The sequence below is a fragment of the Streptomyces sp. CB02058 genome (assembly GCF_001905505.1).
Taxonomy (GTDB): domain Bacteria; phylum Actinomycetota; class Actinomycetes; order Streptomycetales; family Streptomycetaceae; genus Streptomyces.
In genome coordinates, this window is the sequence record NZ_LIPG01000001.1 from 361126 (window position 1) to 384233 (window position 23108).

The 23108-nt window shown below is 70.5% G+C and carries 19 protein-coding genes; 17 read left to right on the top strand and 2 right to left on the bottom strand.

Annotated features, from left to right (window positions below; all coding sequences use genetic code 11):
- Positions 1-34: 34 nt before the first annotated feature.
- Positions 35-727, top strand: a complete 693-nt coding sequence (locus AMK10_RS01775) for a demethylmenaquinone methyltransferase (RefSeq protein WP_073744092.1) — start codon at positions 35-37, stop codon at positions 725-727.
- Positions 728-740: 13 nt separating this feature from the next.
- On the opposite strand, the gene AMK10_RS01780 is transcribed toward AMK10_RS01775, so the two are convergent.
- Positions 741-1259, bottom strand: coding sequence for a GNAT family N-acetyltransferase (locus tag AMK10_RS01780; RefSeq protein ID WP_073744094.1), 519 nt, complete (start codon positions 1257-1259; stop codon positions 741-743).
- A gap of 97 nt (positions 1260-1356) precedes the next feature.
- Here AMK10_RS01780 and AMK10_RS01785 point away from each other — a divergent pair, with 97 nt between their 5' ends.
- From AMK10_RS01785 to mptB, 4 genes are all read left to right on the top strand, one after another.
- Positions 1357-2640 (top strand): geranylgeranyl reductase family protein, encoded by a 1284-nt coding sequence (locus AMK10_RS01785; RefSeq protein WP_073744096.1) that lies wholly within the window; start codon positions 1357-1359, stop codon positions 2638-2640.
- A 121-nt stretch (positions 2641-2761) separates the two neighbouring features.
- Complete coding sequence (locus AMK10_RS01790) at positions 2762-4858, top strand: serine/threonine-protein kinase (RefSeq protein WP_143194936.1); 2097 nt, start codon at positions 2762-2764, stop codon at positions 4856-4858.
- 47 nt (positions 4859-4905) lie between these two features.
- A complete protein-coding gene (locus AMK10_RS01795) occupies positions 4906-7152 on the top strand; it encodes a serine/threonine-protein kinase (RefSeq protein WP_073744101.1) in 2247 nt (748 codons plus the stop codon).
- Between the two features lie 49 nt (positions 7153-7201).
- Complete coding sequence (gene mptB, locus AMK10_RS01800) at positions 7202-8689, top strand: polyprenol phosphomannose-dependent alpha 1,6 mannosyltransferase MptB (protein ID WP_073744103.1); 1488 nt, start codon at positions 7202-7204, stop codon at positions 8687-8689.
- Positions 8690-8755: 66 nt separating this feature from the next.
- On the opposite strand, the gene AMK10_RS01805 is transcribed toward mptB, so the two are convergent.
- Entirely contained in the window at positions 8756-9568 is an 813-nt protein-coding gene (locus tag AMK10_RS01805) for a C40 family peptidase (RefSeq protein WP_073744106.1), read from the bottom strand.
- A 776-nt stretch (positions 9569-10344) separates the two neighbouring features.
- On the opposite strand from AMK10_RS01805, the gene AMK10_RS01810 reads away from it, so the two are divergent.
- From AMK10_RS01810 to nuoL, 12 genes are read left to right on the top strand one after another with little or no spacing between them, the layout of a single operon-like run.
- Complete coding sequence (locus tag AMK10_RS01810; RefSeq protein ID WP_003992243.1) at positions 10345-10704, top strand: NADH-quinone oxidoreductase subunit A; 360 nt, start codon at positions 10345-10347, stop codon at positions 10702-10704.
- 18 nt (positions 10705-10722) lie between these two features.
- Entirely contained in the window at positions 10723-11277 is a 555-nt protein-coding gene (locus AMK10_RS01815; RefSeq protein WP_014154689.1) for a NuoB/complex I 20 kDa subunit family protein, read from the top strand.
- On the top strand, positions 11274-11984 hold the full coding sequence (locus AMK10_RS01820) for an NADH-quinone oxidoreductase subunit C (protein WP_073744108.1): 711 nt from the start codon (positions 11274-11276) through the stop codon (positions 11982-11984). Before AMK10_RS01815 ends, AMK10_RS01820 begins: the two co-directional genes overlap by 4 nt.
- The gene (locus tag AMK10_RS01825) at positions 11984-13306 is read left to right on the top strand and encodes an NADH-quinone oxidoreductase subunit D (RefSeq protein ID WP_073744110.1); all 1323 of its coding nucleotides are present in this window, start codon (positions 11984-11986) and stop codon (positions 13304-13306) included. The genes AMK10_RS01820 and AMK10_RS01825 overlap by 1 nt, the downstream gene beginning before the upstream one ends.
- Before the next feature lie 29 nt (positions 13307-13335).
- A complete protein-coding gene (gene nuoE / locus AMK10_RS01830; RefSeq protein WP_073744112.1) occupies positions 13336-14154 on the top strand; it encodes an NADH-quinone oxidoreductase subunit NuoE in 819 nt (272 codons plus the stop codon).
- A complete protein-coding gene (nuoF, locus tag AMK10_RS01835) occupies positions 14154-15527 on the top strand; it encodes an NADH-quinone oxidoreductase subunit NuoF (RefSeq protein WP_073744114.1) in 1374 nt (457 codons plus the stop codon). Before nuoE ends, nuoF begins: the two co-directional genes overlap by 1 nt.
- On the top strand, positions 15524-18031 hold the full coding sequence (locus tag AMK10_RS01840; protein WP_073744116.1) for an NADH-quinone oxidoreductase subunit G: 2508 nt from the start codon (positions 15524-15526) through the stop codon (positions 18029-18031). The genes nuoF and AMK10_RS01840 overlap by 4 nt, the downstream gene beginning before the upstream one ends.
- Positions 18028-19461 (top strand): NADH-quinone oxidoreductase subunit NuoH, encoded by a 1434-nt coding sequence (gene nuoH / locus AMK10_RS01845; protein ID WP_073744118.1) that lies wholly within the window; start codon positions 18028-18030, stop codon positions 19459-19461. Before AMK10_RS01840 ends, nuoH begins: the two co-directional genes overlap by 4 nt.
- Positions 19454-20050, top strand: coding sequence for an NADH-quinone oxidoreductase subunit NuoI (gene nuoI / locus AMK10_RS01850; protein ID WP_073744120.1), 597 nt, complete (start codon positions 19454-19456; stop codon positions 20048-20050). Before nuoH ends, nuoI begins: the two co-directional genes overlap by 8 nt.
- Positions 20047-20904, top strand: a complete 858-nt coding sequence (locus AMK10_RS01855) for an NADH-quinone oxidoreductase subunit J (RefSeq protein ID WP_073744122.1) — start codon at positions 20047-20049, stop codon at positions 20902-20904. Before nuoI ends, AMK10_RS01855 begins: the two co-directional genes overlap by 4 nt.
- Positions 20901-21200, top strand: coding sequence for an NADH-quinone oxidoreductase subunit NuoK (gene nuoK, locus AMK10_RS01860; RefSeq protein WP_073744124.1), 300 nt, complete (start codon positions 20901-20903; stop codon positions 21198-21200). The genes AMK10_RS01855 and nuoK overlap by 4 nt, the downstream gene beginning before the upstream one ends.
- A gap of 12 nt (positions 21201-21212) precedes the next feature.
- Entirely contained in the window at positions 21213-23108 is a 1896-nt protein-coding gene (gene nuoL / locus AMK10_RS01865) for an NADH-quinone oxidoreductase subunit L (protein ID WP_073744126.1), read from the top strand.

Sequence of the window (23108 nt, forward strand, 5' to 3'; positions counted from 1 at the left end):
GAGGGACCGGGGCCCGGGCTGCTTGAATGGGAGGGTGACCCGAGCATCCCTGGAAAAGCAGCCGCACGAAGTCGCCTCGATGTTCGACGACGTGGCGGCGAACTACGACCTCACCAACGACGTGCTGTCGCTCGGACAGGCGCGGCTCTGGCGCAAGGAGGTCGCCCGCGCCGTCGACGCCCGTCCGGCCCAGAAGATCCTCGACCTGGCGGCCGGCACGGCCACCTCCTCGCAGCCCTTCGCGCGGGCCGGCGCCTACGTCGTGCCGTGCGACTTCTCCATCGGGATGCTCCGGGTCGGCAAGGAGCGCCACCCGTGGATGCCCTTCACCGCGGGGGACGGCACGAAGCTCCCCTTCAAGGACGAGACCTTCGACACGGTCACCATCTCCTTCGGGCTGCGCAACATCCAGGACACCGGCGCCGCGCTGAGCGAGCTGTACCGGGTGACCAAGCCCGGCGGACGCGTCGTGATCTGCGAGTTCTCGCAGCCGACCTGGGCGCCCTTCAGGACCGTCTACACCGAGTACCTGATGCGCGCGCTGCCGCCGGTCGCCCGCGCGGTGTCCTCCAACCCCGACGCGTACGTCTACCTCGCCGAGTCGATCCGCGCCTGGCCCGACCAGGCCGGCCTGGCGACGCTGCTCCAGAAGGCCGGCTGGTCGGACGTCGCCTGGCGCGACCTCACCGGCGGTGTGGTCGCGCTGCACCGGGGCGTGCGCCGCTGAGGGCCCGCGGGGCTCAGAGCTCCAGCCGGAAGCAGTACGCCTCCCGCTGCGACACCGGGGTCGTGTACGTCTCGGCCCGCCGCATCCCGAGACGTTCCGCCACCGCGACCGAGCGCGCGTTGCGTGCGTCGATCATCGCCACGACCTCCCGCACCCCGAGCGCCCGCATCCGCTCCAGCGTGGTGCGGGCCGCGGCGGTCGCGTAGCCGTTCCCCCAGAAGGCACGGCCCAGCCGCCAGCCGATCTCGACCTCTCCCACCGGCCCGAAGGACGCGTGCGGCCACGGCTGGGCGCCGGTGAAGCCGAGCACCTGCCCGGAGTCGTCCAGCACCGTCCACAGGCAGTGGCCGAGCTCCGCGTCGTGCCGGCGCTGGCGGGCGGTCAACTCCTCGTACACGGAGTACTCCGCCCGGCGGCCGCCGTGGAACTCCATCACCTCGGGGTCGTCGAACACCCGGTACCAGGCCAGGGCGTCCTCGTCGGTCGGGACGCGCAGATGTACGGACGGGGTCGAACCAGGCACGTGCGGCATCGGGGAGCCCTTCGGGAGGTTGATCGGCAGGCACCCATAGACTGCACGCGACATGTGCCGCGCGGCACGCGAATTCGAGTCTTCGGGAGATCCGACCGTGACCGAGCCCCTCTCCGAACACAGCGCGGACGTGATCGTCGTCGGAGCGGGCCCAGCCGGCTCCACGACCGCGTACTACCTCGCCAAGGCCGGACTCGACGTCCTCCTCCTGGAGAAGACGGCCTTCCCGCGTGAGAAGGTCTGCGGCGACGGTCTCACCCCGCGTGCCACCAAGCAGCTCGTCTCCATGGGGATCGACATCTCCGAAGAGGCCGGCTGGCTGCGCAACAAGGGCCTGCGCATCATCGGCGGCGGCGTCCGCCTCCAGCTGGACTGGCCGGACCTCGCCTCGTACCCGGACTACGGACTGGTCCGCAAGCGCGACGACTTCGACGAGCAGCTGGCCCGCCAGGCCCAGAAGGCGGGCGCGCGGCTCCACGAGCGCTGCAACGTCGGCGAGCCCATCAAGGACGAGCGCACCGGCCGCATCACCGGCGTCCACGCCAAGCTCGGCGAGGACAAGACCCCGGTCACCTTCCACGCCCCGCTCGTCGTCGCCGCCGACGGCAACTCCACCCGGCTCTCCCTCAACATGGGCCTGCACCGCCGCGAGGACCGCCCGATGGGCGTCGCGGTCCGTACGTACTTCACCTCGCCCCGCCACGACGACGACTACCTGGAGTCCTGGCTGGAGCTGTGGGACCGGCGCGGGGGCGAGGACCGCCTGCTGCCCGGCTACGGCTGGATCTTCGGCATGGGCGACGGCACGTCCAACGTCGGCCTCGGCATCCTCAACTCCTCGAAGGCGTTCCGCGAGCTCGACTGGCGCGAGGTGCTCAAGGCCTGGTGCGCCTCCATGCCGGAGGACTGGGGCTACACCCCCGAGAACATGACGATCCCGATCCGCGGCGCCGCGCTCCCCATGGCCTTCAACCGCCAGCCGCACTACACCAAGGGCCTGCTGCTCGTCGGTGACGCGGGCGGCCTCGTCAACCCGTTCAACGGCGAAGGCATCGCGTACGCCATGGAATCCGGCCAGATCGCCGCGGACGTCATCGTCCAGGCGCACGCCCGCGCGACCCCGGCCCAGCGTGAACTGGCGCTCCAGCACTACCCGAAGATCCTCAAGGACACCTACGGGGGCTACTACACGCTGGGCCGCGCCTTCGTGAAGATGATCGGCAACCCGCACGTCATGAAGATCGCGACGCAGCGCGGTCTGACGCACCCCCTGCTGATGAAGTTCACGCTGAAGATGCTCGCCAACCTCACCGACCCGACGGGCGGCGACGCGATGGACCGCATCATCAACGGCCTCTCGAAGGTCGCTCCGAAGGCCTGAACCACCCCGCCCTCCCGCGTCCCGCTGGAACCATGGGGGTGGTGCCCGGAGTCCCGTGCAGGGAAGGCCCGTCGAGGCGACGGGCCGGCAGGGGAGCGCGGGCGGCAGGAGGGGCGGGGCGGTGGCGTCGTTACCGTTGACGGCAGGGGATCCGGAGCGGGTGGGCCCGTACCGGCTGCTCTCCCGACTGGGCCAGGGCGGCATGGGCCGCGTCTACCTGGGCCGCTCGCCCGGGGGACACGCGGTGGCGGTGAAGGTGGTGCGGGAGGCGCTGCTGCGGGACGAGGGGTCCCGGCGGCGCTTCGTGCGCGAGGTCGAGGCCGCACGGCGGGTGACGGGATTCTTCACCGCCGGTGTGGTCGACGCCGATCCGGCCGGGAACCCGGCCTGGCTGGCCACGGAGTACGTCCCCGGGCTGTCGCTCCAGGAGGCGGTGGCCCTGCACGGGGTGTGGGGGGAGCCGGCGGTACGCGGCCTCGGCGCGGCACTGGCCGAGGCGCTCGCCGCCGTGCACGCGGAGGACCTGGTGCACCGCGACCTGAAACCGTCGAACGTGCTGCTGGCGCCGGACGGCCCCAGAGTGATCGACTTCGGCATCTCTGCGGCGGCCGACGACACCGCGCTCACCGAGACCGGAATGGTGATCGGCACCCCCGGATTCATCCCTCCCGAACAGTTGCGCAACGAGCGCTCCGGGCCCGCCGGTGATGTGTTCGCCCTGGGCGCGGTGCTGACGTACGCGGCCACGGGTGCCGGTCCGTTCGGCGGCGGTGCGGCCCACGCGGTCAACTACCGGGTCGTGCACCAGGACCCCGACCTGAGGGGCCTGCCGCCCGCGCTCGCGGCGGTGGTGGCCCGGTGCCTGGCGAAGGACCCGGGGGAGCGGCCCACGGTGGCACGGCTGCTGGACGCGTGGGGACACCCGGAACCCGCCGTCGGCGGGGGGCCCGTCGCGACGGCCGGCTGGCTGCCCGGCCCGGTGGCCGACTCGGCCGCGCGGCTCCAGGCCGAGGTGCCCACCGAGCCGGTGCCCCGGGCGGGGGGCGGCACGCCGGAGCCCCCGGACCCCGCCACCCGTCCGCCTCGCCGCCGTCTGCGGACGGCGCTCGCCGCGGCGACCGCGCTGGCCGTCGTCGTGACCGGCGCCGTCGTGTGGCAGATGGCCGGGAACGAGGAGAAGGACGACTCCCCGCCGGCGAACGTCGAGGAACTGTGGTCCCGGCCCCTGGACGAGGGACAGAGCATGGCCACGGAGGCGGAGGGGACGGTCTACCTCCAGAACGAGGACGGCCACGAGATCACCGCCCTGTCCGGTGCCGACGGCTCAAATCGCTGGGAGCGCCGGGTCGAGGTCTCCGATGTCTCCGGGGAGAGCGACTACGTCAAGGACGTGGTGGGAGACGGCATCGAGGTCACCGCCGTCTCGGGCGGCCTGCTGTACTACGGCAGCGGTCAGTACCTGTACGCGCTGGACGCCGACGACGGTGAGCCGCGCTGGAAGTACATGGACGACTCCTTCCACGCCTCCCCGGTCGCCGTGGGCGACGCCGCCTACGCGCACATGGCCGCGTTCTTCTACGTCCTCGACGCGCGTACGGGAGAGGAGCTCTGGGGCTATCCGTTCGGCAGCGAGGCGTCCCACAATCTCGCCGTCACCAAGGACGCGGTCCTCGTGCACAACGGGAAGAAGCTGATCGCCGTCGACAGCGCTACGCACAAGCCGAGGTGGACCCACGTGGCGGAGAGCGACGCGGAGACGGCCCTCGTGATGGCGGACGGCAACGCCTACTTCGGCACCCAGGACGGCGCCCTGTACGCCGTTGACGCAGCGTCGGGAGACGAGGTGTGGCGCGGCACTTTCGAGGGCGACCTGTGGGACGGAAGGCTCGGCGGGGGAGCTGGCGCACCCGAAGTCGCCGACGGGACCGTCTACTTCGAGAACGACGGCTACGTGTCGGCCTTCGACGCGGACAGTGGCAGGCCGTTGTGGCGGTGGCGGACAAGTCAGGACGCCAAGGAGGTGACGGCCATCTCCGTGGCGGACGGCACCGTTTTCGTCTGCGCGTCGGACGGATACCTGAGCGCGCTGGACGCCCGCACGGGAAAGCTCAGATATCGGGAGTTCCTGGTCGTGGACGAGGTCGACTTCCGTTTCGTCGGAAACACCCTGTATGTCGAGCGCGATGGCCGGCTGACCGCCTACCGGGCCGCGACCTGATCCACACGCCGTCCGCAGCCGGGGCGGTGACGAGCGAGGAGGAGCCCGTGCAGGCGTTCACACCACTGGAGACGGGCGACCCCGAGCGGGTCGGCCCGTACCGGATCGTCGGGAGGCTCGGCTCGGGCGGCATGGGCCGTGTGTACCTCGCCCGGTCGCCGGGCGGCCGGGCGACCGCCGTGAAGGTGGTGCACGACGAACTGGCCGAGAACCCGTCCTTCCGCGCGCGGTTCCGGCGGGAGGTGGCCGCCGCCCGCCGGGTGAAGGGCCCGTTCACCGCCCCCCTGGCCGACGCGGACACGGACGCGGACGTGCCGTGGCTGGCCACCGCCCATGTGCCGGGCCTCTCGCTGGGAGCGGCGGTCGCCGCGCACGGTGCCTGGCCCGAGTGGTCCGTACGGGCCCTGGGGTCCGGGCTGGCGGAGGCGCTGGGGGCGATCCACCGGGCCGACGTGGTGCACCGCGACCTCAAGCCGTCGAACGTGCTGCTGATACCGGACGGCCCCCGGGTCATCGACTTCGGGATCTCGGTGGCCGCCGAAGACACCAAGCTCACGACCACGGGTGCCGTGGTCGGAAGCCCCGGCTACCTCCCGCCCGAGCAGCTGGTCGGCCGCGAGGTGGGCCCCGCCGGTGACGTGTTCGCGCTGGGAGCCCTGCTGGTGTACGCGGCCACCGGGACCGGCGCGTTCGGCGGCGGGCCCGCGTACGGCGTCACCTACCGCGTCGTCCACGAGGAACCCGGTCTGGAGGGCCTGCCGGGCGGGCTCGTCGACCTGGTGACCCGGTGCCTGGCCAAGGATCCGCTCCAGCGGCCCGGAGTGCCCGAACTCATCGAGGAACTCGGCGGGTGGGAAGGGGCCGACGGGACCCGGGGCACGTTCACCGGCGCCACCTGGCTGCCCGATCCGGTCGCCGCCGACGTCATGGCGCTGCGCGTGGACCCGCTGCCGGACGTGTCCGTCACGGCCGCCCCGGCGGACACGGACCTGCCGACGGCCGCCGCGACACCGACCGCCGTCGCCACGGCACGGCTGGGGGTGGCGCCGCCCGCTCCGCCTGCCGGGCGGTTCCGGCAGCGGCGTACGGCGGTCGTCGCCGCGGCGGGCACCGTCGTCGTCCTGGCCGTCGTCGCCGGCCTGCTCCTGCCCCGCGCCTTCTCCGGCCCGCAGGGCGGCGGGGCCGACGGGAAGGAGAGCTCCACCGCCCCCTCGGCCGTGGCGAAACAGCTGACGGTGCGGGAGGAGTGGCCGTCCGACGAGGATCTCTGGAAGCCGGTGGCCGTCGACGGCAAGGTGATCGGAAAGGGCCAGGACGGCCTGCTGCACGCGGTGGACGCCGACAGCGGCGACACCCTGTGGACGTACGACGACCCGACAGCGTCCACCTTCGAGGGCGTGAGCGACGGTGTGGTGGTGGCCACCAGTGAGAAGGGCACGATCCACGGCATCGACCCGGCCGACGGCAGTCAGGTCTGGAGCGTGGACGCGAAGGCGCACACGGCACCGGGCACGTCGTTCAACCTCTACCTGCGGGTCGTGGTGGCCGACGGGACCGTCTACGTGAACGCCATGTACGACCTGCCCGACGATCCGGACTCCTACGGCAGTTACGCCGTGTCGGCGCTGGACGCGGGGACCGGGCGGCTGAAGTGGACCCGGCCGGTCGAGTACGGCCTGTCCGACGCGCTCGCGGTGGTGGACGGGGTGCTCTACGGCGGGATGTGGGACATGGACGCCAGCTACTTCTACGCCCTGGACGCGGACACCGGGGACGAGCGCTGGCGGTACCGCATGCGGGAGAAGCACCTGGGCGAGGTGACGGCGATCAAGGTGTCGGGAGGCACGGTCTACGCCGGTGACAACCGCGGTGTCCTCCACGCCGTCGACGCCCGGCGGGGCACACGGCTGTGGACCTACGCACCCGTCAGTCAGAGGGGGCAGTGGCTCGAACCGCTCCTGGTGACCGATGGAGTGATCCTCGGCGCCACCGGCGAGGACGTCGTCACGACGGGCCCCGGAGACGTCCACGCGGTCGCTGCCGGCACCGGAAAACCGCTCTGGACCGAGCACACCGAACGCGAACCCGAGCTGCACGGTCTGCTGGACGGCTCGGTGCTCTTCAGCACCAAAGCCGGCAGTCTGCACGCCGCCGACGCCCGCACCGGCGAGTCCCGGGCCGAGGCCCGCCTGTCGTCCGGCGACCCCGACGCGGCCTTTGAGGGCGACCGGGTCTACTTCGACGGCGGCGACGGACGCCTGCACGCGGGAACGATCTCCCTCACCGAGAAGTGAGCGTCCGGACCGGAGAGCCGCCCGGACCCCTGCGATAGGTTTGCGGACCATGCGGGCACCGGGGAACGGGAACGGGAACGGCGGAACGTACCGCCTGCTGGGGGCGGCAGGGGCGACGGCGGCCGTCGCCGGCGGCTGGGCCGTCGGGACGCTGCCCGCCCACGACCCGTGGGGGCTCTGGGTGCCGCACGGCACCGCCGTCACGGCGGCCGGCTACGCCCTGGCGTACGGCGGACTGACCGTGCTCGTCGTCGCCTGGTGGCTGTACGGCAGGACCGGCGCCGGAGTACGGGACAGTCTGGTCACCCTGGGGTGGTGGACCGCGCCGTTCGTGGTGGCCCCGCCCCTCTACAGCGCCGACGTCTACAGCTACATCGCGCAGGGCGCCATGGTCCTCGAAGGGCACGACGTCTACGAGGTGGGCCCGTCCGTCCTGGACCCGGCGGGGCCGGGCGGCGACGCCGCGGCGAGCGTCGGCGGGCACTGGACCGACACCCCCGCGCCGTACGGCCCGTTCTTCCTCATCGTGGCGCGCGGCGTGACCTGGGCGACCGGGGGCACGATCGTGCCCGCCGTCCTCGCGATGCGGCTGGTCGCCCTGGCGGCACTGGCGCTGATCGCCTGGGCGCTGCCGCACCTCGCGCGGGAGCACGGCCGCAGCCCGGGCGCCGCGTTGTGGCTGGGCGCGCTCAACCCGCTGCTGCTGATGCACGTGGCGGGCGGGCTCCACAACGACGGCCTGATGATCGGTCTGATGCTGGCGGGCGTCGTGCTCGCGCTGCGCGGGCGATGGATCAGCGGATCGGTGCTCGTCGGACTCGCCATGATGGTCAAGAGCCCGGCGGCGGTGGCGCTGCTGTTCGTCGCCGTCCTGGTGGGCCGGGCCGCCGGCGGAGGGCTCCCGCGCCGGGTGGCGAAGGGGCTGGCCGGGCCGGGAGCCGTCGCCGGGGCGGTCGTGGTGCTGATGACCCTGCTCGGCGGGACCGGCTTCGGCTGGCTGGCCACGCAGGGCGTCGCGGGGCGGATCCACACCGCGCTCTCGGTGAGCAGCGATCTGGGCCTCGGGCTCGGTGAACTCCTGCGGCTGCTCGCCGGGACCGACCCGGACCCCGTGAAGGCCGCCGTGCAGAACCTGGGTCTCGCCGCCGGGGTCGCCCTGATCCTGCTGCTGGCGTGGCGCTGCGCCGCCGGACGGCTGGAAGCCGTGCACGGGCTGGGCCTCGGGCTGGTGGCCCTGGTGGCGCTCTCCCCGATGGTGCAGCCCTGGTACCTGCTCTGGGGGACGGCCGTGCTCGCCGCCACGGCGGCCGGCAGCAGGGTCCGGGACACGCTCGTCGTGCTGTCGGCGGCGCTCGTCTACGAGACCCAGCCGTCGGGCTCCACCCCGGCGTACGGCTTCGTGCTGGCGGCCCTCGCGTGCGCGGCGGGCGTGATGCTGCTGCGCAAGGAGCGGGCCGGCCGGGTGCGGGGGCATGTGCCGGGCCAGCGCACGCCGGTGGAGACCGCCGTGGAGGCGGGCGCGACCCGGGCACGATGACGGGCCGTCACTCCGGATGAGGGAGGGACGGCCCGCGATCGTGCCCGGGTGTGCGGAGCTTGTGAATCAGAGAACGCGGACCGCGCCCGACGGCGGGTCGTAGTCCAGGGTCTGCTGCACGACGCCGGTGCTGGAGTTCTGCGCGCCGACGAACTGGCCGCCGCCCACGTAGATCCCGACGTGGTACGCGCTGCCCGCGCCGCCCCAGTACAGGATGTCGCCGGGCTGGAGGTTGTCGAGCGAGACCTGCGTGCCGGCCGTCGACTGGTCCTGCGAGACGCGCGGCAGGTCGATGCCCACCGTGGCGAAGGCAGCCTGGACCAGGCCCGAGCAGTCCCACGAGTTCGGGCCCGTGCCGCCGGAGACGTACGCGTCACCGACCTGCGACTGCGCGAACGAGACGACGGACGCGGCGGAGCCGGTGGCGCTGGACGACGAGGAGGAGGAGGACGAGGAGCCGGAGGGCGCGCTGAGCGTGGTGCGCTCGGCGGTGCGGGAGGCGCGCTCGGCGGCCTCCGCCTTGGCCTTGGCGGCTGCTTCGGCCTTCTTCTTGGCCTCGGCCTTGCGGACCGCCTCGGCCTGGGCCTTCTTGGCGGTCTTTGCGGCGCTGGCCGCTGCGGCGTCCTCGTGGGCCTGCGTCTCGAGGTCGAGAGCGACCGCCTGGGTCGCCTGCGCGGACGCCGCGACGGAGGTGGAGAGGCCCGCCGTGATGGTGGGCATCTCGATGGTCTGGGTCACCGGCTCGGCCTGGGCCGGACCGGCGGCACCCGCGACCGCGATGGTGCTGAGGACGCCACCGGCAACTCCTGCCCGCAGCGCCGTCTTCGAGGCACGCTGGCGGGGCTTCCGGTGGCTGGGTATGTGAGCGGTGTGGGACATGAGTACTAGCGCTATCAGGGCTGTAGGGGTCCCATCAAGAAACGTGTGTTGCGACACAGTTACGTTCGGAATCTGTGAATCCGCTTATTGGGGGCCTTTATTGACGCCCTAACGGGCATATCGGGCAGCCGTGATCATCGCTGTGATCACGGCGTTCTTTCAATACGCCCGAATTGCCCGTCGCTTACCATCCGTTCACACGGTTGGCCAAGCCCGCTTTTCTTGAAGTGTCCATGGAGTGACGCAGGTCACAGTGTGAGCCTCCTGTGTGAGGCAACCGCGCGGGTGCGCGCCGCGTGCGGTCCCGGCGGGCCGCCGGCCCCCTGCGCCCACCCGGGGTGTACGCCCGGAAGTTCGTGAATGCGTGCGCAATGTCCACATCGGTACCGCGAGCCCCTCGTCCGAGTGGTCGCTATCTGGGGCGGGTTCCTATATCACCGACTCGGCGTCCATCGCCAATTTGCATGTAGAGGCCGCCCATTGATAGGGACACACGCCTTTGACCAGCGGTAACAACGCGAGATGTCACGTCTCGTAACCGCTCGGCCGCTTCGAGTGTGAAGATCACCGCTCATCCGACTTCATGATTGTTCGTCAGGTGGTGGAGATCACAAAGACGTTGGTGTACCCCGTGTCGCAGATCACAGGACGGCAGGCATAGGATGCGGGGCAGTCGGGCTTGTGAACTGCCTCACATGTGCACGATCTTGATGAGGTGGCGAGCCGGTCGCCCGATGCGGTCCAACGGTCAAGGACGACTGGAAGGAGCGAGGAGCGTGAATGCCTACGCGCCCATCCTCGTGCTCGGCGCCCTCGGGGCAGGGTTTGCGATCTTCTCCGTGGTCATGGCCACGCTAATCGGCCCCAAGCGGTACAACCGGGCAAAGCTCGAAGCGTACGAGTGCGGCATCGAACCCACCCCCACTCCAGCCGGAGGCGGCCGTTTCCCCATCAAGTACTACCTGACGGCGATGCTGTTCATCGTCTTCGACATCGAGATCGTCTTCCTCTATCCCTGGGCGGTCACCTTCGACGCCCTGGGGATCTTCGGGCTCGTGGAGATGCTGCTCTTCGTGCTCACCGTCTTCGTCGCCTACGCGTATGTGTGGCGCCGCGGCGGCCTGGAATGGGACTGAGGGGCTGAGGGGCACACCATGGGACTCGAAGAGAAGCTGCCGAGCGGCTTTGTGCTGACCACTGTCGAGCAGGCCGCCGGCTGGGTACGGAAGTCCTCCGTATTCCCCGCCACCTTCGGCCTCGCCTGCTGCGCCATCGAGATGATGACGACCGGCGCCGGGCGGTACGACCTGGCCCGATTCGGGATGGAGGTCTTCCGCGGATCGCCGCGGCAGGCGGATCTGATGATCGTCGCGGGACGGGTCAGCCAGAAGATGGCGCCCGTCCTGAGGCAGGTCTACGACCAGATGCCGAGCCCCAAGTGGGTCATCTCCATGGGGGTTTGCGCGTCATCGGGTGGAATGTTCAACAATTACGCCATTGTTCAGGGTGTTGATCACATCGTCCCGGTCGACATCTATCTGCCGGGCTGCCCGCCGCGGCCCGAGATGCTGATCGACGCCATCCTCAAGCTCCACCAGAAGATCCAGGGCTCCAAGCTCGGGGTCAACGCGGAGGAGGCCGCCCGCGAGGCGGAGGAGGCGGCCCTCAAGGCACTCCCCCTGATCGAGATGAAGGGGCTGCTGCGGTGAGCGAGGAACAGAACGGCACGGCGGTGCCCACGCCCCGCGACGACTCCGGTGACGTCATCGGCGTGCGCAAGGGCATGTTCGGCGCCAACAACGGCGGAGACACCTCCGGCTACGGCGGACTCGTCCGCACGGTGACCCTGCCGGGCGCGGCCTCCCGGCCGTACGGCGGCTGGTTCGACGAAGTGGCCGACGAGCTGGAAGGGGCCCTGGAGGAACAGGACCTGCTTCCCGCCAACGTCATCGAGAAGACCGTCGTCGACCGGGGCGAGGTCACCTTCTTCATCGCCCGCGAGCACCTGGTCCAGGTCGCCCGCACCCTGCGCGACGACCCCGCCCTGCGCTTCGAGCTCTGTACGGGCGTCAGCGGTGTGCACTACCTGGGGGACAAGGGGCGCGAGCTCCACGCGGTCTACCACCTGCGCTCGCTGACCCACGGGCGGCTGATCCGCCTGGAGGTGTCCGCCCCCGACAGCGACCCGCACATCCCGTCGCTCGTCGGGGTCTACCCGGCCAACGACTGGCACGAGCGCGAGACCTACGACTTCTTCGGCCTGATCTTCGACGGGCACCCCGCCCTGACCCGGATCATGATGCCGGACGACTGGCAGGGCTTCCCGCAGCGCAAGGACTACCCGCTCGGCGGCATCGCCGTCGAGTACAAGGGCGCCCAGATCCCGGCTCCGGACCAGCGGAGGTCGTACAGCTGATGACTACTCCCCACGCAACGCCCAGGGCGACCACCGAGGGGACTGTATATACAGTCACCGGCGGCGACTGGGACGAGGTCGTCGAGTCCGCCGCCAAGTCGGACGACGAGCGCATCATCGTCAACATGGGTCCCCAGCACCCGTCCACGCACGGCGTGCTGCGGCTGATCCTGGAGATCGACGGCGAGACCGTCACCGAGGCCCGCTGCGGCATCGGCTACCTCCACACCGGCATCGAGAAGAACCTCGAGTTCCGGAACTGGACGCAGGGCACCACCTTCGTCACGCGCATGGACTACCTCACCCCGTTCTTCAACGAGGCGGCCTACTGCCTCGGGGTCGAGAAGCTCCTCGGCATCGAGGACCAGATCCCCGACCGGGCCACCGTCCTGCGCGTGCTCCTGATGGAGCTCAACCGGATCTCCTCGCACCTGGTGTGCATCGCCACCGGAGGCATGGAGCTCGGCGCCACGACGATCATGATCTACGGCTTCCGCGATCGTGAACTCGTTCTCGATCTCTTCGAGCTGATCACCGGGCTCCGCATGAACCACGCGTTCATCCGGCCCGGCGGCCTCGCCCAGGACCTTCCGATGGGCGCGGTCGACCGGCTCCGCGAGTTCGTGAAGACCATGAAGAAGAACCTGCCGGAGTACGACAAGCTCGCCACCGGCAACCCCATCTTCAAGGCCCGCATGCAGGACGTCGGTTACCTCGACCTGACCGGCTGCATGGCGCTCGGCGCCACCGGCCCGGTGCTCAGGTCCGCCGGACTCCCGCACGACCTGCGCAAGACCGATCCGTACTGCGGCTACGAGAACTACGAGTTCGACGTGCCGACCGCCGACACCTGCGACGCCTACGGCCGCTTCCTCATCCGTCTGGAGGAGATGCGCCAGTCGCTCAGGATCGTCGAGCAGTGCCTCGACCGGCTGGAGCCCGGACCGGTCATGGTCGCCGACAAGAAGATCGCCTGGCCCGCGCAGCTCGCGCTGGGACCCGACGGACTCGGCAACTCCCTCGACCACATCAAGAAGATCATGGGCACCTCCATGGAGGCCCTGATCCACCACTTCAAGCTGGTGACCGAGGGCTTCCGGGTCCCGGCCGGGCAGGCGTACACCGCCATCGAGTCGCCCAAGGGCGAACTCGGCGTGCACGCCGTCTCGGACGGCGGCACCCGGCCCTTCCGGGTCCACTTCCGCGACCCGTCCTTCACCAACCTCCAGGCCATGGCGGCGATGTGCGAGGGCGGCCAGGTCGCCGACGTCATCGTCGCCGTCGCGTCCATCGACCCCGTGATGGGAGGCGTCGACCGGTGACCGCAGCCAACCGAGAAGTCAGCCTGGGGATGCCGCAGCTCCCTGCCCCCGCCTACCCGGCCGAGGTGCTGGCCCGGCTCGAAGCGGACGCGGAGAAGGTGATCGCCCGCTATCCCGGAAGCCGCTCCGCGCTGCTGCCCCTGCTGCACCTGGTGCAGTCCGAGGAGGGATACGTCTCCCGTACGGGCATGGCGTTCTGCGCCGACCGACTCGGCCTCACCACCGCCGAGGTCACCGCGGTCGCCACCTTCTACTCCATGTACCGGCGCCGGCCGAGCGGTGACTACCAGGTCGGGGTCTGTACCAACACCCTGTGCGCGGTCATGGGCGGCGACGCCATCTTCGACCGGCTCAAGGAGCACCTGGACGTCGGCAACGGCGAGACGACCGAGGACGGCAAGGTCACGCTCGAACACATCGAGTGCAACGCGGCCTGCGACTTCGCCCCCGTCGTGATGGTGAACTGGGAGTTCTTCGACAACCAGACACCGGAGAGCGCGACACGGCTGGTCGACGACCTCATCGCCGGCCGGACCGTGGAGCCCACCCGGGGCGCGCCGCTGTGCACGTACAAGGACACGGCCCGCATCCTGGCCGGCTTCCCCGACGAGCGCCCCGGCGCCGTCGAGGCCAGCGGCGGGGCGGGTGCCGCCTCCCTGATCGGCCTGAAGCTGGCCAAGGGTGAGGCCGCACCGCACGCGCGCGTGGTCGGACAGCGGGGCGAGACACCCCAGGACGCACCGCCGCAGAAGGGCGCCGAGCACCTCAGCTCGCACGACGCACCGCAGCAGACGTCGGCCTCCGACCCGGAACACCCGGCCGGGCCCGCAGCCGAGGAGGGGGAGTGATGACCTTGGCAGCCGAGATCGACAAGAACGGGACCAGCCCGGAGAAGCTCCTGGCCCCCGTGCTGTCCTCCTTCTGGGACGAGCCCGAGTCCTGGACCCTGGACACCTACCGTCGCCACGACGGATACGAGGGACTGCGCAAGGCCCTGGCCATGGCGCCCGACGACCTCATCGCGTACGTCAAGGACTCCGGTCTGCGCGGACGCGGGGGCGCCGGCTTCCCCACCGGGATGAAGTGGCAGTTCATCCCGCAGGGCGACGGCAAGCCCCACTACCTCGTGGTCAACGCCGACGAGTCGGAGCCCGGGACCTGCAAGGACATCCCGCTCCTCTTCGCGAACCCGCACAGCCTCATCGAGGGCATCGTGATCGCCTGTTACGCGATCCGCTCCTCGCACGCCTTCATCTATCTGCGCGGCGAGGTCGTCCCCGTACTGCGGCGGCTGCACGAGGCCGTGCGCGAGGCGTACGAGGCGGGCTACCTGGGCCAGAACATCCTGGGCTCGGGGCTCGACCTCGAACTCACGGTGCACGCGGGCGCCGGCGCGTACATCTGCGGCGAGGAGACCGCGCTGCTCGACTCGCTCGAAGGACGGCGCGGCCAGCCCCGGCTGCGTCCCCCCTTCCCCGCGGTCGCCGGTCTGTACGCCTGCCCCACCGTGGTGAACAACGTCGAGTCCATCGCCTCGGTTCCCGCGATCCTGCACAGGGGCAAGGACTGGTTCAAGTCGATGGGCAGCGAGAAGTCCCCGGGCTTCACGCTGTACTCGCTCAGCGGGCACGTCACCAGCCCCGGCCAGTACGAGGCCCCGCTCGGCATCACCCTGCGGCAACTGCTCGACATGAGCGGCGGCATCCGCGAGGGGCACCGGCTGAAGTTCTGGACCCCGGGCGGCTCCTCCACCCCGATGTTCACCGACGAACACCTCGACGTCCCGCTGGACTACGAGGGGGTCGGCGCCGCCGGGTCCATGCTCGGCACCAAGGCGCTCCAGTGCTTCGACGAGACCACCTGCGTGGTCCGCGCCGTCACCCGCTGGACCGAGTTCTACGCCCACGAGTCCTGCGGCAAGTGCACGCCGTGCCGCGAGGGCACCTACTGGCTCGTCCAGCTGCTCCGCGACATCGAGGCCGGCAAGGGACAGATGTCCGACCTCGACAAGCTGAACGACATCGCCGACAACATCAACGGCAAGTCGTTCTGCGCCCTCGGCGACGGCGCCGCCTCGCCGATCTTCTCCTCGCTCAAGTACTTCCGCGAGGAGTACGAGCAGCACATCACCGGCAGGGGCTGCCCCTTCGATCCGGCCCGGTCGACCCTCTGGGCCGACGACAAAGACGACAAGAACGCTCACCGGGGGGTGAACGCATGACAGTCACCACGAGTGCGCCCTCCGGGGGCGGCGAGGCGGCCGTTCCGCCCGAGGACCTGGTCACGCTCACGATCGACGGCATCGAGATCAGCGTGCCCAAGGGCACCCTGGTCATCCGCGCCGCCGAACTCCTGGGCATCGAGATCCCGCGCTTCTGCGACCACCCGCTCCTCGACCCGGCCGGCGCCTGCCGGCAGTGCATCGTCGAGGTCGAGGGCCAGCGCAAGCCGATGGCGTCCTGCACCATCACGTGCACCGACGGCATGGTCGTGAAGTCGCAGATCACCTCGCCGGTCGCGGAGAAGGCCCAGAAGGGGGTGATGGAGCTCCTGCTCATCAACCACCCGCTGGACTGCCCGGTCTGCGACAAGGGCGGCGAATGCCCCCTGCAGAACCAGGCGATGTCGCACGGCGGCGCCGACTCCCGCTTCGACGGGAAGAAGCGCACCTTCGAGAAGCCCGTCCCCATCTCCACCCAGGTGCTGCTGGACCGCGAGCGGTGCGTGCTCTGCGCGCGCTGCACCCGGTTCTCCAACCAGGTGGCGGGCGACCCGATGATCGAGCTGATCGAGCGCGGCGCGCTCCAGCAGGTCGGTACGGGCGAGGGCGACCCCTTCGAGTCGTACTTCTCCGGCAACACCATCCAGATCTGTCCCGTCGGGGCGCTGACCTCGGCGGCGTACCGCTTCCGCTCCCGGCCCTTCGACCTGGTGTCGACACCCTCGGTGTGCGAGCACTGCGCGGGCGGCTGCGCCACCCGGACCGACCACCGGCGTGGCAAGGTCATGCGGCGGCTCGCCGCCAACGACCCCGAGGTCAACGAGGAGTGGCTCTGCGACAAGGGCCGCTTCGGCTTCCGCTACGCCCAGCAGCGCGACCGGCTCACCACCCCGCTCGTGCGCAACACGGACGGCGTGCTGGAACCGGCGAGCTGGCCCGAGGCACTCGAAGCCGCGGCGGCCGGACTCTCGGCGGCCCGGGGCAGGACCGGGGTGCTCACCGGAGGCCGGCTGACCGTCGAGGACGCCTACGCCTACAGCAAGTTCGCCCGGGTCGCCCTCGACACCAACGACATCGACTTCCGGGCCCGCGTCCACAGCGGTGAGGAGGCCGACTTCCTGGCCGCCCGTGTGGCCGGGCGGGGACGGGACCTGGACGGCAGCGGGGTCACCTACACCTCGCTGGAGAAGGCCCCGGCCGTCCTGCTGGCCGGCTTCGAGTCCGAGGAGGAGGCGCCCGGCGTCTTCCTGCGGCTGCGCAAGGCCCACCGCAAGCACGGGCAGCGGACGTTCGCCCTCGCGTCGCACGCCAGCCGGGGCCTGGAGAAGGCGGGCGGCACCCTGCTCCCCGCCGCACCCGGCACCGAGACCGAATGGCTGGACGCGCTCGCGGGCGGAGTCGGCCTGGAGGGCGAAGGAGCCGTCGCGGCCGAGGCGCTGCGCGGCGAAGGCGCGGTCATCGTGGTGGGCGAGCGGCTCGCCGCGGTGCCCGGCGGACTGACCGCGGCCGTGCGCACCGCCACGGCGACCGGCGCCGCGCTGGTGTGGATCCCGCGCAGGGCGGGCGAACGCGGCGCACTGGAGGCGGGCGCGCTCCCGTCGGTGCTGCCCGGCGGCCGTCCCGCGACGGACCCCCGCGCGAGGGACGAGGTGGCGTCCGTCTGGGGCGTCGCCGAACTCCCCTCGCGCTTCGGCCGTGACACCGGACAGATCCTCCGGGCCGCCGCCACCGGCGAGCTGGGCGCGCTGCTGGTCGCGGGCGTCGACCCCGAGGACCTGCCGGACCCGGCCGGGGCGCTCCAGGCGCTGGACGAGGTCGGTTTCCTCGTGTCGCTGGAGCTGCGCCCCGGCGCGGTCACCGAGCGCGCCGACGTGGTCCTCCCCGTCGCCGCCGTCCCGGAGAAGCCCGGCACCTTCCTCAACTGGGAGGGCAGGGCGCGCATGTTCGAGGCCGCGCTGAAGCCCGAGCAGCTGCCGAGGACGCTCTGCCCGACCGACGCGCGCGTGCTGCACATGCTGGCCGACGCGCTCGACGTGCACCTGGGCCTGCCCGACCTGAGGGCGGCCCGGCGCGAGCTCGACCGCCTCGGCGGCCAGGACGTGCGCCACGCCGACGACCCGCGGGCGGAGTCGCGTCCGGTGCCCCGGCCCGGGGACGGCGAGGCCGTACTCGCGGGACACCGGATGCTGCTCGACCGCGGCCGGCTCCAGGAGGGCGACGAGGCGCTCGCCGGTACCCGGCACGCGGCGGTCGCCCGGCTCTCCCCGGCCACCGCGGCCGAGTCCGGGGTGAAGGACGGCGATCTGCTGGCCGTCACCGGACCCGCGGGCACCACCGAACTCCCGCTCGTGGTCACCGAGATGCCCGACCGGGTGGTGTGGGTGCCGCTCAACTCCGTCGGCCGGGGCGTCCCCGCCGACACCGGCGCCCAGCCGGGCGGACTGGTCAGGATCGGTCCGGCCGCCCCGGGCTCCCACGTCGTGACAACGGAGGTAGGAGAGTGACCGGCCTCGCCCAACTCGCCGCGGCACCGCGGGGGACCGTCCTCGCGGCCGAGGACCTCTCGATGTTCGGCACCGACCCGTGGTGGCTCGTCGTCGTCAAGGCGGTGTTCTGCTTCGCGTTCCTGATGGTGACCGTGCTCTTCTCCATCGTGTGGGAGCGCAAGGTCGTCGCCTGGATGCAGCTGCGCATCGGCCCCAACCGGCACGGTCCCTGGGGCATGCTCCAGTCGCTCGCCGACGGCATCAAGCTGATGCTGAAGGAGGACGTCGTCGTCAAGCGGGCCGACAAGGTCGTCTACATCCTGGCCCCGATCGTCGCCGCCGCACCGGCGTTCATGGCGATCGCCGTGATCCCGTTCGGCCCGTCGGGCAACGAGGTCTCGATCTTCGGCCACCGTACGACGATGCAGCTCACCGACCTGCCGATCGCGATGCTGTACATCCTCGCGGTCGCCTCCGTCGGCATCTACGGCATCGTGCTGGCCGGCTGGTCCTCCGGATCGACGTACCCGCTGCTCGGCGGTCTGCGCTCGTGCGCCCAGATGATCAGCTACGAGATCGCGATGGGCGCCGCCTTCGCCTCGGTGTTCCTCTACTCCGGGTCGATGTCGACCTCGGAGATCGTGGCGGCGCAGGAGGACCGCTGGTTCGTCCTGCTGCTGCCGGTCTCCTTCATCATCTACATCGTCACGATGGTGGGCGAGACCAACCGCGCCCCGTTCGACATGCCGGAGTCCGAGGGCGACCTCGTCGGCGGCTTCAACACCGAGTACTCGTCGATCAAGTTCGCGATGTTCATGCTCGCGGAGTACGTCAACATGGTCACCGTCTCCGCGGTCTCCGTGACCCTCTTCCTGGGCGGCTGGCGGGCTCCGTACCCGGTCAGCACCTTCTGGGAGGGCGCGAACCACGGCTGGTGGCCGCTGCTCTGGTTCGTCATCAAGGTGCAGCTGCTCCTCTTCTTCTTCATCTGGCTGCGCGGCACGCTGCCGCGCGTCCGCTACGACCAGCTGATGAAGCTCGGCTGGAAGGTCCTGATCCCGGTCTCCGTGGTCTGGCTGATGATGGTCGCCACCGTCAGGGCGCTGAACAACGAGGGTTACGACTTCTCGCAGATCCTGCTGTACGTCGCCGGGGCCGTGATCGCGGTCCTGCTCGTCTCCTTCGTCGCCGACGTCTTCCGCGACCGGAAGGCCAAGGCCGCCGAGGAGGCGGCGGGACCGGAGCCGGCGTTCGACCCGATGGCGGGCGGATACCCCGTGCCCCCGCTGCCCGGCCAGACCCTGCCGCCGGTGCCGCGCCGAAGGCCGCGACGTGAGCGGGAGCTCGTTGTCAGTGGTGGACCGGATACTCGGAGTGACGACCTGACAGGTGGCGGAAGTCCGAGTGCCGGAAGTTCGAGTGACGGAAGGGAGGCCGACGGTGTCTGAGTCACCGGAACCCTCAGGGGAGAAGTTCCAGAATCCTGTGGCCGGCTTCGGCGTGACCTTCAAGGCCATGTTCAAGAAGCGGCTGACCGAGCAGTACCCGGAGACGCAGAAGGTCACGGCGCCGCGCTTCCACGGCCGGCACCAGCTCAACCGTCACCCGGACGGGCTGGAGAAGTGCGTCGGCTGCGAGCTGTGCGCCTGGGCCTGTCCGGCCGACGCGATCTACGTCGAGGGCGCGGACAACACGGACGAGGAGCGCTACTCCCCGGGCGAGCGCTACGGCCGCGTCTACCAGATCAACTACGCACGCTGCATCCTGTGCGGGCTCTGCATCGAGGCGTGCCCCACCCGGGCACTGACCATGACCAATGAGTTCGAGCTCGCCAACACCACCCGCGAGAGCCTCATCTACACCAAGGACGAGCTGCTCGCGGGCCTGGAGGAAGGCATGGTCGACAGCCCGCACGCGATCTTCCCGGGCATGGACGAACAGGACTACTACCGGGGCCTGGTGACCGAGGCCGCTCCCGGCACGGAGCGCCAGGCCGCCGTCTCCAAGGGAGAAGCGGACAAGGAGGTCGACGCATGACCTCCACCCTGGCCGCAGCGGCCACCGCCACCTCGACCGGCGAGGCCGTCCAGTTCTGGATCCTCGGCACCGTCGCCGTCATCGGGGCGCTCTCCACCGTCCTGATGAAGAAGGCGGTGCACAGCGCGCTCTCGCTCGCCGGCACCATGATCGTGCTGGCGGTCTTCTACCTCGCCAACGGCGCCTACTTCCTGGGCATCGTGCAGGTCGTCGTCTACACCGGCGCGATCATGATGCTGTTCCTCTTCGTGGTCATGCTCGTCGGTGTCACGGCGGCCGACTCGCTGAAGGAGACCCTCAAGGGGCAGCGGTGGCTGGCCGCCGCCTGCGGGCTCGGCTTCGGCATCCTTCTGATCGCCGGCATCGGGCAGGCCTCGCTGAGCACGTTCAACGGCCTCGGCGCGGCCAACGCCCAGCACGGCGGAAACGTCGAGGGCCTCGCCAACCTCATCTTCACCAAGTACGTCTTCGCGTTCGAGATCACCGGCGCCCTGCTGATCACGGCGACCGTCGGCGCGATGCTGCTCACGCACCGCGAGCGCACCGAACGCGCGAAGACGCAGCGCGAGCTCTCCCAGGAGCGGGTGCGCAGCAGCCACCTGCCGCCGCTGCCCGCCCCCGGCGTCTACGCCCGGCACAACGCGGTGGACATCGCGGGACTGCTCCCGGACGGCACCCCGTCCGAGCTCACCGTCATGCAGACACTCCGGCAGCGCGGCCAGATCCGCGACGTGTCCAGCGAGTCGCTCGCCGATCTCAAGGCGCTGGAACAGCGCTCCGGGGAGCGGCTCGGCCGTGACCGCGGACCGGCCCGCGACCACACGGCAGAAGAAGAGGAGGAGGTCGCCAAGTGAATCCGGTCAACTACCTCTACCTCGCGGCCCTTTTGTTCACGATCGGCGCCTCCGGCGTGCTGATCAGGCGGAACGCGATCGTGGTGTTCATGTGCATCGAGTTGATGCTCAACGCCTGCAACCTCGCGCTCGTCGCGTTCTCCCGGATGCACGGCAATCTCGACGGCCAGATCATCGCCTTCTTCACGATGGTCGTCGCCGCCGCGGAGGTCGTCGTGGGGCTCGCGATCATCGTGTCGCTGTTCCGTTCCCGCCACTCGGCCTCGGTCGACGACGCCAGCCTGATGAAGCTGTAAGGGGTCGGAATCGTGGAAAACCTGATTGCGCTGCTGGTCGCGGCGCCCCTGCTCGGAGCGGCGGTCCTGCTCTGCGGAGGCCGTCGGCTCGACCGGACGGGCCACTGGATCGGCACGGTGCTCGCCGCCGCGTCCTTCGCCGTCGGTGTCGTGCTCTTCACCGACATGCTGGGCAAGGGCGCAGAGGACCGCGCCCTGCACCAGAAGCTGTTCAGCTGGATCCCCGTCGAGGGGTTCCAGGCCGATGTGGCCTTCCAGCTCGACCAGTTGTCGATGACGTTCGTCCTGCTGATCACCGGTGTGGGCACGCTGATCCACATCTACTCCATCGGCTACATGGAGCACGACGAGCGGCGACGCCGTTTCTTCGGCTATCTGAACCTCTTCCTCGCGGCGATGCTCCTCCTGGTCATCGCCGACAACTACCTCCTGCTGTACGTCGGATGGGAGGGTGTCGGCCTGGCGTCGTACCTCCTCATCGGCTTCTGGCAGCACAAGCCCAGCGCGGCCACCGCCGCGAAGAAGGCCTTCCTGGTCAACCGGGTCGGCGACATGGGCCTGTCCATCGCGATCATGCTGATGTTCACCACCTTCGGCACCTTCGCCTTCGGGCCGGTGCTCGAAGCCACCGGCGACACCAGCGAGGGCAAGCTCACCGCGATCGGCCTGATGCTGCTCCTCGCGGCCTGCGGCAAGTCGGCCCAGGTGCCGCTGCAGTCCTGGCTCGGTGACGCGATGGAGGGCCCGACCCCGGTCTCGGCCCTCATCCACGCCGCCACCATGGTGACCGCGGGCGTCTACCTCATCGTCCGATCCGGCGCGATCTTCAACGCCGCGCCCGACGCGCAACTGGTCGTCGTGGTCGTCGGAGCCGTCACGCTCCTCTTCGGTGCGATCGTCGGTTGCGCGAAGGACGACATCAAGAAGGCCCTCGCGGGCTCGACGATGTCGCAGATCGGCTACATGATCCTCGCCGCGGGCCTCGGCCCCATCGGCTACGTCTTCGCGATCATGCACCTGGTGACGCACGGCTTCTTCAAGGCCGGGCTCTTCCTCGGCGCCGGTTCGGTCATGCACGGCATGAACGACGAGGTGGACATGAGGAAGTACGGCGGCCTGCGAAAGTACATGCCGGTCACCTTCGTCACCTTCGGACTCGGTTACCTCGCGATCATCGGCTTCCCCGGCCTGTCCGGCTTCTTCTCCAAGGACATGATCATCGAGGCGGCCTTCGCCAAGGGCGGCACCGAGGGCTGGATCCTCGGTTCCGTCACCCTGCTGGGCGCCGCGATCACTGCGTTCTACATGACGCGCGTGATGCTGCTGACGTTCTTCGGCGAGAAGCGCTGGCAGCCGGACGCCGAGGGCCACGAGCCGCACCCGCACGAGTCACCGAAGTCCATGACGATCCCGATGATCGTGCTGGCCTTCGGGTCGGTCTTCGCCGGAGGCTTCTTCTCCATCGGCGACCGCTTCATGCACTGGCTCGAGCCTGTCACCGGGCACGACCACGGACACGCCCCGGTCAGCGCGACGACCGTCACCGCCGCCACCATGGTGGTGCTCGTCATCGGTGTGGCGATCGCCTGGGCGATGTACGGGCGCAGGCCCGTCCCCGCCGTCGCCCCGCGCGGCTCGCTGCTCACCAGGGCGGCCCGCCGGGACCTCCTCCAGGACGACTTCAACCACGTGGTCCTGGTCCGCGGCGGTGAGCACCTCACCCGCTCCCTGGTCTATGTCGACCACACCCTGGTCGACGGCGTCGTCAACGGCACGGCCGCCTCGATGGGCGGGCTCTCCGGCCGGCTGCGCAAGCTGCAGAACGGCTACGCCCGCTCCTACGCGGTCTCGATGTTCGGCGGTGCGGCGGTCCTCATCGCCGCGACCCTGCTGATGAGGGCGGTCTGA